General features: G+C 69.2%; 13 protein-coding genes. 9 read left to right on the top strand and 4 right to left on the bottom strand.

Annotated elements, in window-relative coordinates:
• Window positions 1-44 precede the first annotated feature (44 nt).
• Window positions 45-953 carry a phosphatidylinositol-specific phospholipase C gene (locus ACFU9P_RS26685; RefSeq protein ID WP_384085338.1) on the top strand — a complete coding sequence of 303 codons (909 nt, stop codon included), beginning with the start codon at window positions 45-47 and terminating at the stop codon, window positions 951-953.
• Window positions 954-1,135: 182 nt separating this feature from the next.
• Window positions 1,136-2,071: a hydroxymethylbilane synthase gene (gene hemC, locus ACFU9P_RS26680; RefSeq protein ID WP_376385757.1), complete on the top strand. Its 936-nt coding sequence runs from the start codon at window positions 1,136-1,138 to the stop codon at window positions 2,069-2,071.
• Between the two features lie 51 nt (window positions 2,072-2,122).
• Here hemC and ACFU9P_RS26675 read toward each other — a convergent pair whose 3' ends face one another.
• Entirely contained in the window at window positions 2,123-2,632 is a 510-nt protein-coding gene (locus ACFU9P_RS26675; RefSeq protein WP_384085335.1) for a MarR family winged helix-turn-helix transcriptional regulator, read from the bottom strand.
• A 132-nt stretch (window positions 2,633-2,764) separates the two neighbouring features.
• Between ACFU9P_RS26675 and ACFU9P_RS26670 the strand changes: the two genes are divergently transcribed.
• From ACFU9P_RS26670 to ACFU9P_RS26660, 3 genes are all read left to right on the top strand, one after another.
• Window positions 2,765-3,628, top strand: coding sequence for an SDR family NAD(P)-dependent oxidoreductase (locus tag ACFU9P_RS26670; RefSeq protein ID WP_384085332.1), 864 nt, complete (start codon window positions 2,765-2,767; stop codon window positions 3,626-3,628).
• A 123-nt stretch (window positions 3,629-3,751) separates the two neighbouring features.
• Window positions 3,752-4,993, top strand: coding sequence for a serine hydrolase domain-containing protein (locus tag ACFU9P_RS26665; RefSeq protein WP_384085329.1), 1,242 nt, complete (start codon window positions 3,752-3,754; stop codon window positions 4,991-4,993).
• Between the two features lie 42 nt (window positions 4,994-5,035).
• On the top strand, window positions 5,036-5,422 hold the full coding sequence (locus ACFU9P_RS26660) for a VOC family protein (protein WP_384085326.1): 387 nt from the start codon (window positions 5,036-5,038) through the stop codon (window positions 5,420-5,422).
• Window positions 5,423-5,993: 571 nt separating this feature from the next.
• Here the strand turns inward: ACFU9P_RS26660 and ACFU9P_RS26655 are convergent.
• Both ACFU9P_RS26655 and ACFU9P_RS26650 read right to left on the bottom strand, forming a co-directional pair.
• Window positions 5,994-7,466, bottom strand: a complete 1,473-nt coding sequence (locus ACFU9P_RS26655) for a hypothetical protein (RefSeq protein ID WP_384085322.1) — start codon at window positions 7,464-7,466, stop codon at window positions 5,994-5,996.
• 651 nt (window positions 7,467-8,117) lie between these two features.
• Window positions 8,118-8,789: a TetR/AcrR family transcriptional regulator gene (locus tag ACFU9P_RS26650; protein ID WP_384085319.1), complete on the bottom strand. Its 672-nt coding sequence runs from the start codon at window positions 8,787-8,789 to the stop codon at window positions 8,118-8,120.
• A gap of 108 nt (window positions 8,790-8,897) precedes the next feature.
• Here ACFU9P_RS26650 and ACFU9P_RS26645 point away from each other — a divergent pair, with 108 nt between their 5' ends.
• The 4 genes from ACFU9P_RS26645 to ACFU9P_RS26630 all read left to right on the top strand — a co-directional run bounded on the left by ACFU9P_RS26645 (window position 8,898) and on the right by ACFU9P_RS26630 (window position 11,375).
• Window positions 8,898-9,479 (top strand): hypothetical protein, encoded by a 582-nt coding sequence (locus tag ACFU9P_RS26645; protein ID WP_384085316.1) that lies wholly within the window; start codon window positions 8,898-8,900, stop codon window positions 9,477-9,479.
• A 139-nt stretch (window positions 9,480-9,618) separates the two neighbouring features.
• Complete coding sequence (locus ACFU9P_RS26640) at window positions 9,619-10,470, top strand: Scr1 family TA system antitoxin-like transcriptional regulator (protein ID WP_376385635.1); 852 nt, start codon at window positions 9,619-9,621, stop codon at window positions 10,468-10,470.
• 13 nt (window positions 10,471-10,483) lie between these two features.
• The gene (locus ACFU9P_RS26635) at window positions 10,484-10,678 is read left to right on the top strand and encodes a DUF397 domain-containing protein (RefSeq protein ID WP_384085312.1); all 195 of its coding nucleotides are present in this window, start codon (window positions 10,484-10,486) and stop codon (window positions 10,676-10,678) included.
• 211 nt (window positions 10,679-10,889) lie between these two features.
• Window positions 10,890-11,375 carry a ricin-type beta-trefoil lectin domain protein gene (locus ACFU9P_RS26630; RefSeq protein ID WP_376385639.1) on the top strand — a complete coding sequence of 162 codons (486 nt, stop codon included), beginning with the start codon at window positions 10,890-10,892 and terminating at the stop codon, window positions 11,373-11,375.
• Window positions 11,376-11,427: 52 nt separating this feature from the next.
• Here the strand turns inward: ACFU9P_RS26630 and ACFU9P_RS26625 are convergent, their stop codons facing one another.
• Window positions 11,428-12,102, bottom strand: a complete 675-nt coding sequence (locus ACFU9P_RS26625; RefSeq protein ID WP_384085309.1) for a hypothetical protein — start codon at window positions 12,100-12,102, stop codon at window positions 11,428-11,430.
• Between the last annotated feature and the right edge of the window lie 218 nt (window positions 12,103-12,320).

Raw genomic sequence — 12,320 nt, 5'->3', positions numbered from 1 at the left:
GATCCCAGGCTGATCCCCCACACAGCAGACGGAGGCACCTTCGTATGAGCCGTACGAGCCGTACGAACAGCACACACATGGGCACGCGCCGGGGCTTTCTGGCCGGTGCTCTCGCCGTTTCCGCCACCGCCCTCGTCGGCGCCGCGCCCGCCGTCGCCGCCTCGCGCCGGGCGTTCGCCCCGCAGGACTGGATGAGCGGCTTCGCCGACGGTACGCCCGTACAGCGGCTGACGATTCCCGGTACGCACAACTCCGGCGCCCAGGTCGGCGGACTCTGGGTGGCCTGCCAGAACACCAGCATCGCCGACCAGTTGAACAGCGGCATCCGCTTCCTGGACGTACGCTGCCGGGCCTTCGACAACGCCTTCAGCATCCACCACGCCGCCTTCTACCAGAACCTGAACTTCGACGATGTCCTCGGCGCCTGCCGGGACTTCCTCCGCGCGCACCCCTCCGAGACCGTCCTGATGCGGCTCAAGCAGGAGTACTCGACGGAGAGCGACGCCGAGTTCCGGCGGATCTTCGACACGTACCTCGACGGCAAGGGCTGGCGCTCGCTCTTCCGGCTGGACGGCAATCTGCCCACGCTCGGCGAGGCGCGCGGCCGGGTCGTGCTGCTTGCGGACAGCGGCGGGCTGCCGGGGGTGCGGTACGGGGACGGCGCGCTGTTCGACATCCAGGACGACTACCAGGCCGAGCCGTTCGCCAAGTACCCCAAGATCGAGGCGCACTTCCGCAAGGCCGTGCAGCAGCCGGGCAAGCTGTTCATCAACTACGTCAGTACGGCGGCCCCGTTGCCGCCGCGCTGGAACTCCGACCGGCTCAACCCGCAGGTGCACACGTTCCTGGACGGCGCGGAGGCGAGCGGCTGGCGCGGGCTCGGGATCGTACCGCTGGACTTCCCGGCGACGCGGGCCGGTCTGGTGGAGTCGCTGATACGGCACAACGGGTGAGCCGGCACAAGGGAGCCGCATTTCCGGGCTGAGGCGGGCGGGTCGCGGTCCGGGACGGATCGCGCGGCTGAGGCGGATCGCGCGGCTCAGGCAGGGGATTCCCTCAACCTGTTTGTGGTACGGAAGAGTTGGGTATCCGGGTTGCCCACGGCGGCTCAAGTACGACGGTCTATCGTGGCCCCATGTCCGTGCCTGAGCTGATCCGTATCGTCTCCCGCGACTCGCCCATGGCCCTCGCCCAGGTGGAGCGCGTCCGCGCCGAGCTGGCCGCGCTCCACCCCGGCACCGCCACCGAGGTCGTCCCGGTCAAGACCACCGGCGACAAGTGGATGGGCGACCTGAGCCAGGTCGAGGGCAAGGGCGCCTTCACCAAGGAGGTCGACGCCGCCCTGCTCGCGGGCGAGGCGGACCTCGCGGTGCACTGCGTCAAGGACATCCCCGCGGACCGCCCGCTGCCGGCGGGTACGACCTTCGCCGCGTTCCTCAAGCGCGACGACATCCGCGACGCCCTTGTCCACCCGGGCGGTCTCACCCTCGACGAACTCCCGGCCGGCAGCCGGATCGGCACCTCTTCGGTACGCCGTATCGCCCAGCTCGCCGCCTCGCACCCGCACCTGGAGTGCGTACCGTTCCGCGGCAACGCCAACCGCCGCCTGGAGAAGCTCGCCGCGGGCGAGGCCGATGCCCTGCTCCTCGCCGTCTCCGGCCTCGAACGCATCGGCCGTACGGATGTGATCACCGAGGCCCTGTCGCCCGAGACGATGTGCCCGCCGATCGGCGCGGGCGTCCTCGCGCTCCAGTGCCGCGAGGACGACACCGTCCTGATAGACGCGGTCAGCGGGCTCGGGGATCCCGACACGTACCGCGAGACGACGGCGGAGCGCATGTTCCTGCATGTCCTCCAGGGCCACTGCAACTCGCCGATCGCCGGTTACGCCAAGGCGCACCGCAACGGCGACCTCTCGCTGCGGGCCTGCGTCTTCACGCCGGACGGCAAGACCGTACTGAACGCCCACGAATGGGCGGGCCCGCTCGACCCGGCGACCTTGGGCACGTCGGTGGCGGTCACGCTGCTGCGCCAGGGAGCGCGCGAACTGATCGACGGCATCGCGCACTGACCGACGAGACAGCGCACTAGACGAGGTGGGTGGCGCCCGAGGTCTCGCGCCCTAGGCGGGGCCCGGGCCGGCGGGTACGTCGCGGGTGGCCGATACGTCACGGGTGGCCGCGGTGACGGTGGCAGCGGTGGCCGCGGTGGCGGCCGCCTCGATGGCGTCGAGCAACGCGTCCAGATCGGCCCGCTGACCAGGCCCGAGTGCCCCGAAGACCTGCCGCAGTATGTCCTCACCGGCGGCCGTTCCGGCGGCCAGCGCCGCCCTGCCCTCGGGCGTGAGGACGACGACCTTGCAGCGGCGGTCGCCGGGGTCCGAGGTCCGCTCGACCAGTCCGTCCCGCTCCAGCGCGTCCACGGCCTGGGTGACCGACCGGGGCGCGTAGCCCAGCTCCGCGGCCAGTGCCGCCTGCCGTAGCGCTCCATGCCCCCCGAGCACCATCAGGACCTTGGTACGGGCGAGCGACGGACCGGCGCCGCTCATGTGCTCATCGACGATTCTGCGCACCTGGTTCGCCAGGGAGAGATACCGCAGGCCGATCTGTTCCGGCCCGGAACCGCTGCTCACGGGATCGCTCCTCCATGCCAGAGAGTTTGTGCCAGAGAGTTTGTGAGGTACCTCAGTGATGGTACGTTGCCGAGAAATGATGAGGTACCTCACGACCTAGCTGATTCCACTGCCAGCGGAGCGGAGCCCCTGATGCACCACCGACCCGTCATCGTCATGACCGGCGCCACGAACGGCATCGGCAGACTGGCCGCCCTCGATCTGGCCCGCCGTGGCGCCCGGCTGGGGATCGTCGCCCGCAGCCGGGCCAAGACCGACGTACTGCGCCGCGAGATCGAGGAGACCGCCCCCGGCACACCGGTTGATGTCTTCCTCGCCGATCTGTCGCTGCTGGGGGAGGTCCGCAGGGCAGGGCAGGAGATCGCCGCCCGCTTTCCGCGGATCGACGTACTGATCAACAACGCCGGGCTGCACGCCTTCTCACAACGGATCACCAGTGAGGGACTCGCCGAGATGACCGCGGTGAACTACCTCGCGCCCTGGGTCCTCACCGACACCCTGCGCGACACCCTGGTGTCCTCGGCGCCCGCCAGGATCGTCACCGTCGCCTCCGAGGCGTCCCGGCACTCGGGCGGCATCAACCCGGCACGCGACCTCACGCTCACCGACAACTACACCCGTCGTGAGTCATCGCGGCTGTACGGGCGGACGAAGCTGATGGACATCATGCTCAGCCAGGAACTCGCCCGCCGGCTGGCCGGTACCGGCGTCACCGCCAACTGCTGCGACCCCGGCTTCAACACCACCGGCCTCGGGCGTGAACTGCCCTTCTCCGGACCGTTGGAGAAGATTCTGAACCGGCTCGGCGTCGGCGACCCCCGGCGCGGAGCTGGCATCGTCGTACGGCTTGCCACCGACCCCGCGTACGCCGACGCGACCGGCGGCTACTTCTCCGTACGGAACGGCGCCCCCCTGGAGTGCCCGGAACCCGGCCGTGACGCGGGTGTCCAGCGCGAACTCTGGGAGCGCACGGCCGCGCTCCTCGAAGCCCGATGATGCTCGTCGGTGACTGAGGATGCTTCTCGGTGACCGATGATTTCCGGCTGCGGCGGGAGTCTCCCTCCTGACCGCACACTGAAGAAGGCGGGCCGGAAAGGTGAAGGCCGGAAAGGTGAAGAGATGAGCGAGCTGCGCGAGGGACTGGACAAGGTCCTGGAGAAGTACGTCACGGACGGGCCGGTACCGGGGGCGGTGGCCCTTGTGGCCCGTGGCGATCAGGTCGACGTACGGGCGGCGGGCTTCGCCGACGTCGAGGGCACCTCCCCGGTGGCCAGGGACTCGATCTTCCGTATCGCCTCGATCAGCAAGCCGATCACCGCCGCGGCGGTGATGTTGCTGGTCGAGGACGGCCGTATCGCGCTGGACGATCCGGTCGCGACCTGGCTGCCGGAGCTGGCGTCGCCGAAGGTCGTCCGTACGACCAGCAGCCCGGTGGATGACGTGGTCCCGGCCGTGCGGCCGATCACGGTGGCCGATCTGCTCAGCTTCCGCGCCGGGTACGGCTTCCCCGCCGACTTCTCGCTACCGGCGCTCGCCCCGCTGTTCAACGACCTCAGGCAGGGGCCGCCGCAGCCGCAGCTCGTCGCGCCGCCGGACGAGTGGATGGCGACGCTGGCCCGTATCCCGCTGCTGCACCAGCCGGGCGAGGCGTGGCTGTACAACACCGCCTCGGACATCCAGGGTGTCCTGATCGCCAGGGTCGCGGGGCGCCCGCTGCCCGAGTTCCTGGCGGAGCGGATCTTCGAGCCGCTCGGGATGACGGACACGGGATTCGCCGTACCGGCTGAGAAACTCGACCGGTTCGTGAGCTACTACCGCCACGGTCCGGCGGGCGATGCGGCAGGCGGTGCCGGAGGGGGCGAGGGAGGGGGCACTGGAGGGGGCGGCCTCGAACTGGTCGACGCGCCCGACGGCCAGTGGTCCCGGCTTCCGGCGTTTCCGTCGGGCGCGGGCGGGCTGGTGTCGACGGTGGACGACTGGCTGGCGTTCGGCCGGATGCTGCTGGGCGGCGGTGGTACGGCGGGTGGTTCGGCGGGTGGTACGACTGCCGGGCGCCGGCTGCTGTCGGAGGAGTCCGTACGCCTGATGACCACGGACCACCTCACCCGCGCCGAGCGCGAAGCGGGCGCGCTGTTCCTGGAGGGCCAGGGCTGGGGCTACGGCGGCTCGGTCGACATCGAGCCGATCGACCCGTGGAACGTACGGGGGCGGTACGGCTGGGTCGGCGGTACGGGCACGACGGCCCACGTCGTACCGTCCACCGGCACGGTTACGGTCCTGCTCAGCCAGGTCGCGATGACGGGCCCGACGCCGCCGGACCTGATGAGGGACTTCTGGCGGTGCGCGGCGACCTCGGACTGAGGGGCGTTGCCCGGGTCTCTCAGGGGTACTAGGGTCGTCCGGGTGACTGCCGTCCAGCTCAACCACACCGCCGTCTACGCGAGCGACCGGCATCTGTCGGCCGAATTCATCGCCACGGTACTGGGGTTGAAGGTCAGCGCCCCGTTCGGGCCGTTCCTGCCCGTCGACCTCGGCAACGGCGTGACGCTCGACTACTACGAGAAGCGCGACGAACCGATCCAGTCGCAGCACTACGCGTTTCTTGTGCCGGAGGACCAATTCGACGTGATGATCGCGCGCCTGAAGGCGCTCGACATCACGTACTACGCCGACCCCGGCCACACCGAACCGGGCAGAACGAACAGCCTGTTCGGCGGCCGAGGCGCGTACTTCAAGGACCCGGACGCCCACAACATGGAGATCATGACGCGACCGTATGCGCGGGGGTAGTGGGGGGAGGGTGTTGGGTGCGGTGCGGGTTCGTGCCGAGGGGTAGTCGGGGTGGGCCGGGGGCGTGGGATGCGGGTGGGGGCCGCCCCTCTGGTTTGAGTTTCGCGGGGTCGTGTCGGGTGTCAAGGGCGCTCCTGCGTCGCGTCGGCTTCGCCGATTGCGCTGCGCTTAACCCTTGACACCCGCCCCATCCCCGCAAGTGCGAGTGAGTGGGAGGGGCGGCCCGGGGGGAGGGGTCCCCGGAAGCGCTTGATTGTGGGGGCTGTTTCTTTGCCGGGTGGCTGGTTGGTGGGTGGTCTGCGCGGCAGTGGAATGGGGCGGTGACGGCACCGGCTCAGCGTCCGGCCGCTGGTGGGTGGTTGGGGTGCAAGCAGGTGTCTGAGACTCGTTGCCGGGTGGCACCCCTAGCCTCGGGCCCACCACATTGTGCCTGGTCAGGGGGATGGCGAGTGGCTGGGGTACCGGTCTGGTGGCGGGTCTTGCGTTGGATGTTGCGTTAGGCCGGTCTCAGGGGGTGTGTTGACCGCCGAGGGGTGCGGCGGACCCAGCGCTCGCCGCGCGCATGCTGGTGTTACAGGTGTGCCAGGGCGAGGAGCCGGTGCATGTGTTCCGGAGGCAGGTTGGGGTTGCCTGCTGCGGCGATCGCGACCGATTCGGATGGATCGGCCAGAAGCTGGGTCAGCTCGCGGGTCGGGAGCCGGGGATGGGGCGCGATCGCGCGGCGCACTGTCTGATCGGGATCGGCGGCCAGGTGACGGACGAGTTCCACCGGCAGGTCGAGGTCTCGCGGGGCGAGCTGCCGCATTCTCGGGTCGGGATCGGTGGCCAGACGCCGAAGGACGTCCGCCGGGAGGGGGAGGTCATCGGCCGGACGCCACCGGGTCCTTTTCGCCGGACGGTAGCTGCGGTCGATACGTTCGGCGGTGGCGGGGTCGATCCGGTCACGGGCGTGCAGAGCCATCGTCGTGCGGACGTCGCTCTCCTCGTCGTCGAGCAGCCGGGCCACGACCGGCTCGGGGAGGCAGTCGGACATCGCGGCCGAGGCCCGGAAGCAGGCGTAGGGCGAGTCCACGTACGGCAAGGGGTCAGCGGTCACCCATGGCAGACGCAGTGTCCGGAACTCCAGACGCGCAATCTCGCTCGTGAGCTGCCGTTCAAACGCGTCGTCTTCGAGGTCTTGGAGATCGGTGAGCCAGCTCGGCGCGGGCACGTCGGACAGGAGCTGTGCGTGGATCGCGGCGCGGGCCGGCTCAGGGGTGTCCTGACGGGCGAAGATGCGGAGGGCGACCCGCGGGCTGGGGTCCTCGGCGAGCGTGTCGCGCAGCGGCGGCGGGAGGTCGGGGTGCGAAGCGAGTTCCTTACGCACCTCCTCGTCCGGGGCGTCGGTCAGCCGACGGGCTGTGTCGGCGTCCAGCGTGCAGTGGCGGACCGCCCCGGCGCGCGTGACCGGGTCGGCCAACAGCGCCGGGAGCAGGTCGGCAGGCAGGACGGGATGGGGAAGCCATCGGTAGTAGGTCGCGCAGGCCGCTGCGCGCACTGTGTCCTCGGGATCCGTCAGCAGGAGACGACGCACCGCTTCCGGGGCCTGCGTCCACCACTGGGCAAGCGTCGCCCGGACCTTCGGGTCCGGGTCGGCCGCCAGCCGCACGCGCAGATCCGTCGGTACGTGATCGCTCTGCGCCAGGTGCTCACGCACCCGCAAGTCGGTGTCGCCGAGCAGCCGCTCGAAGAGTTCTCGGGGCGCGTTGTCCGCGCCGACCACCAAGGCCGCTCGTGTCGCCGGATCCGGATGCTCGGTGAGCGTCATCCGGAAGGCATGCGGGAGGCTGCGGTTGAGCGCGAGCGAGTGCGTGAGCCAGTCATCATCAACGGCGATGATCTCGGCGATCATGTCGTCGGTCAGGTCCGGCCGCTTGGCAACACTGCCAAAGCCCCTGCGGCAGGCAAAGAGGCGGCGGACGAGTTCTGCCGGTAGCGCGGGGTTCTCCGCGAGTCCCTCCACCACCTTGTCCAGGTGTACCGGCGGCGGCATGACGTCCGACACGACAAGCGACCCTCCTGCCTCGGCAAACTGACCGCCGAGTCTCTCACGCCCGGTCAGCCCGCCATCAGGGCACATCCACGGCCAGAACGACCGCCCTGCCCCATCAGACCGTCTTAACGCAACACCTCACACAAGACCCGCCACCAGCCCAGAGCCCCAGCCACTCACCATCCCCCTGACCAGGCGCAATGCGGTGGGCCCGAGGCTAGGGGTGCCACCCGGCAACGAGTCTCAGACACCTGCTTGCACCCCAACCGCCCACAAACAGTCCGCCGCTGAGCCGGTGCCGTCACCGCCCCATTCCACGACCGCGCACACCCCCCACCAACCAGCCACCCGGCAACGAAACAAAGAGCACCGGAGTGCTCCTCCGCGGACCCTTCCCCCGGGGCCGCCCCTCCCACGAAGCTGCACTTGCGGGGGTGGGGTGGGTGTCAGGGGTTAAGCGCAGCGCAATCGGCGGAGCCGACGCGACGAAGGAGCGCCCTTGACACCCACCCCACCCCCGCGAAACTCAAACAGGAGGGGCGGCCCCCACCCGCATCCAACGGTCCCGCCCCACCCCGACTACCCCTCGGCACGAACCCGCACCCAAACCCGAACCGCACCCAACACCCTTCCCCCACCCCCAGCAGCCGCCCCACCCCCCCCTCACCGCCCCCTCTGCGACCACCCCTCCGCGATCGCCCTAGCCTCGTCCGCGCTGACCGTCACCGTGAGATCGGTGGCGGCGCCATCGGGGCGGGTGTGCAGTGAGCCGATCGCCAGGTCCAGGTAGCGGCGGTAGGCCTCGGGCTTGACCGGGGCGCTGCGCTGGGCGAATTCGGTGAGCATGAGCATCAGCATGATGAGATCGGTGACGGTGATGTCCGGGCGGGCGCTGCCGTTCTGCTGGGCGCGCCGCAGGAGTTGGCCCATGCCGGGCACGATGCCGTCGCGCACCGCGTCCACCTGCCGCCGTCCGCCGCCCGAGCTGAAGGCGACGTCGCGCAGGCCGCGGTCGGCGACGTTCATCTCCACGGCCCGCCGTACGACGTGGGTGAATCCGTCCCAGGGATCGGCCGCGGCCAGTCCTTCGTCAATGAGCGCCACCAGACTCGCGAGATGCTCCTGGAGCGCGACCTTGACCAGAACCTCCTTGTCGGGGAAGCGGCGGTAGACCGTACCGACGCCCACGCCGGCGTGGTGGGCGATGTCGTTCAGGCCCGCGCTCACACCCTGGGCGGCGAACACCTCCCGGGCGGCGTCGATGATCCGCTGCCGGTTGCGCTCCGCGTCGCGCCGCAACGGCCGCTCGTCGCCGGGCTGCGGGGTCGCGTTCATCCCGCCAGCATAGCCAGCCGGGCCAGAAGTGGATAAGGGCTATCCGCCCGTGCTAGCTTCCCGGGCGAGAAGTGGATATGGAGTATCCGCTACGACCTGGATGAGGCCATGCTCACCGTAAATCGCGAGATCCTCAGCTTCCGTACGCTCGCAGTCCTGCCCATCGTCCTGTTCGTTCCGACGCTCGCCCTCGGGCTCGCCACCGACGGCTCACCGGTCGGCGAGAGCGTCGGCGTGCTGTTCCACTTGTCGATCCTGTTCGTGGTCAGCCGGATGAACGCGCCGATATGGGCCAAGGCCGCCGGCTTCGGCTGGCTCGCACTCGACATCACGACCGGCGCGATGCTGATCAACAACGTGCCTTACGACATCGCCTGGCCGGTACGGCTCGGCGGGCATGTGCTCGCCGGGGTGTGGACCATCACGGTGTCGCTGCTGTGCCGTTCCACCGCGATACGTGCCGTCGGCGTGGTCAGCGGACTGTGGCTCGCGCTCTACACGTTCTTCGGTGCTGTGCTGTCGAACCTCTGGCTCTCGCCGCAGGCGTTCCTGACCCTTGTCTGGTTCGGCCTGCTCGCGTGGAAGTACGACCCCGCGGTGGACGGCCTGGACGCTTCCCAGGCCTACGGGGACGCTTCCCAGGCCGGCGGGACGGCGACGCCCGTGCCCGCCAAGAGCGCCACTACGTAACTGCCTCCGCCCGCGCCCGGACCCGCACATCAACTATGGGCCCCGCCTGAGGTGTTGGGCTGCTTCACGTAAAGTAATGGACCGGTTGGACCCTCGCCCAGGCACCAGACACACTGATGCCTGACAAGAGGAGGGGCCGATGCCATCGAGGAAGGCGCCCACGGCGCGGCAGCGCCGACTGGGTATCGAACTGCGCAAGATCCGTGAGCACACCGGGCTCTCGCTCACCGATGCGGCGGCCATGCTCGGTACGGACCGCACCACCATCAGCAACATCGAATCGGGCCGATTCGGTGTGAGCCCCGAGCGGGTGCGTACGTGGTCGGCGCACTACGAGTGCCCGGATGAGGCGTACATCGAGGCCCTCGCCACCATGGCCGCAGAGCGTATAAGCGGCTGGTGGGAGGACTATCGCGGTGACTTTTCCAGCGGCGCGCTGGATCTGGCCGAGTTGGAGCACCATGCCGTAGGCATCCGGTCGGTGCAGATCATGTATATGCCCGGCCTGCTCCAGAACGAGGACTACGCGCGTGCCGTCTACGCGGAAGTTGTGCCGCCGCTGAGTCCGGCGCGGCAGCGGCGGCAGCTCTCGCACCGGCTCAAGCGCCGCGATGTGCTCGACCGGGAAGACGCGCCGACGTGCACATTCCTGATCCATGAGGCCGCGTTGCGGATGGTGTACGGCGGCCCCAAGGTCGCTCGCGGCCAACTCCACCATCTGCTGAAGGAGTCGGACCGTGACAACGTCACTGTCCGTGCGATCCCGTTCGCGGCGGGCGGTTTCCCGGAGACCGGCAGTTCGACACAATACGTGTACGGCCCCGTCCCGCAGCTCGACACCGTACAGACGGACACCGCGACCGGCCCCGCATTTCTGGATGCCGAAACGCGCCTCGTGAACTATCGAGCCGTGCTGGACCGGGTCGAGGAGCGATCGCTCGATCCTGAGAGATCACGGGACTTCATTCGCGATATCGCGCAACAAGTGTGAAGGCGTGTCAATAATGGATATTCAGTGGAGAAAGTCCTCGAAATCGTCAGGTGCGGAGGGCAACAACTGTCTCGAACTCGCCGAGCACAACGGCGAGATCCTCATGCGCGAGAGCGACCACCCCGACGTCATCATCCGCACCACCCGCACCAAGCTCCGCGCGTTCCTCGGCGGCGCGAAAGAGGGCGAGTTCGACGACCTGGCCTGAGCGGCCGGCCGCGTCACTCGCCGCTCCGGGCGGCCCCTGTCGGCGCAGACAGGGGCCGCCCGTTCCGTTTCCAGGGGGCACGGCATGTCACGCATACGACTTCGAGAACGAGGGGAACCTTCCGAGGCCGCAATCACCCAGATCCGTTGGCCGGGACCGGCAGACGTGTCCCGGCTGATGTGGATCTGCCGACCGTGAAGGGTTCCACCTCGTGGCTAACGTGTTTCGTAAGCTCCTCGTACCTGCTCTTGTCGCACTGACGTCCTTCTCGATGCCGTCGGCCGCTGTGGCGGCCGCCGCACCTGCCGATGCGGTCTCGGCCGTCGGCACCATGTGCCTGGCCAGTGACTACCCGAGAACTCGCATAGTCAACGTGGAGTCGTGCAACTCCTCCGGGCCCCGCCAGCACTGGACCATCAACGGCGAATCGATCTCGCAGTCCGTGTACCCCGATATGTGCCTGGCCAGTAACTACCCGCAAACCCGCATAATCAACGTGGAGCCGTGCAACTCCTCCGGGCCCCGCCAGCACTGGACCATCAACGGCGAATCGATCTCGCAGTCCGTGTACCCCGAGATGTGTCTCGCCAGTGACTACCCGAGAACCCGCCTGACCAACGTGGAGCCGTGCAACCCCTCCGGGCCCCGCCAGCACTGGACCGTGCAGGGAGAGCAGATCAGCATGACCTTAGTGTGACCCTCTGATCCACTTCGGCGGCCCCTTCAGCGGCCTTTCGGGGGCTGACCCGTCAGGAGCTGAAGGGGACCGCGTCCGCCGCCGTGGTGTGCCAGTTGGTGACGATGGGGTCTTCGACGGTGATCGGGCCGACCGGGAGGGAGACCGGGTTCGGGTCGGTGTTGCCGATGGCGACGACGATGCTGTCCAGTTCCTTGCCGCCGTTGTCGTTGGTGGTCTTCGGGTTCACCCCGGCATAGGCGGTGGTGGTTCCGCTCAGGGTGATCTCCTCGCCGACGGCCTGTTCCGCCGGGCCCGCCTCGGTGCCGTCGGATCCGAAGGCGACCGTGGGGAGCGCGGCGGGCAGGACGCAGGTGATTCCCGGGTTGGCCTTCGCGATGATCAGGATGTAGCCCCCGGCCTGGGTCTCGGACCTGGTGCTCCATGAGATGTCGTTGGCGCCGCAGACCTGCCCGTAGCCGCTCTTGTCACCGGACTCGGAAGTATCGACGGCTTCGGAAGTATCGGCGGCTTCAGGGGTGTCGGCGGGTTCGGAGGTGTCCGAGCCCTGGGCAGCCTCCTGCCCGGCGTTCCCGGCCGGCACCTCCGACGAGACCTTCTGCCCGGTGCCCGTGCCCGCCCCCGCGCCCATGTCCGCGTCCGTGTCCTGGCACGCGGTCAGTGACAGGGCGGCGGCGAGGACGGTGGCGGCCAGGGCAGTGGTGCGAATGCGGCGGTGCTTGCGCATGGTTCTTCTTCCCGTGTCGGTTGGCTCTGAGGAGACGGAAGCGCGACGACGGCGAGGGAGGCCCGTCGCTGGGCGACGGGTGCTTCCCGGCCGGTGCTGCTGTCTGCCCACAGCCTTCGGCCCGCCCGCCCCAGGCCGCAACCATCCACGGGAAGAACGGGACGCCGGAACGATGAAAGGCCCTCTGACCTGCGGAAACGAACCGCCCCTGGAATGGA

It is taken from the genome of Streptomyces sp. NPDC057617, assembly GCF_042800555.1.
GTDB lineage: Bacteria > Actinomycetota > Actinomycetes > Streptomycetales > Streptomycetaceae > Streptomyces.
This window is presented reverse-complemented; position numbering and strand designations above follow the sequence as displayed.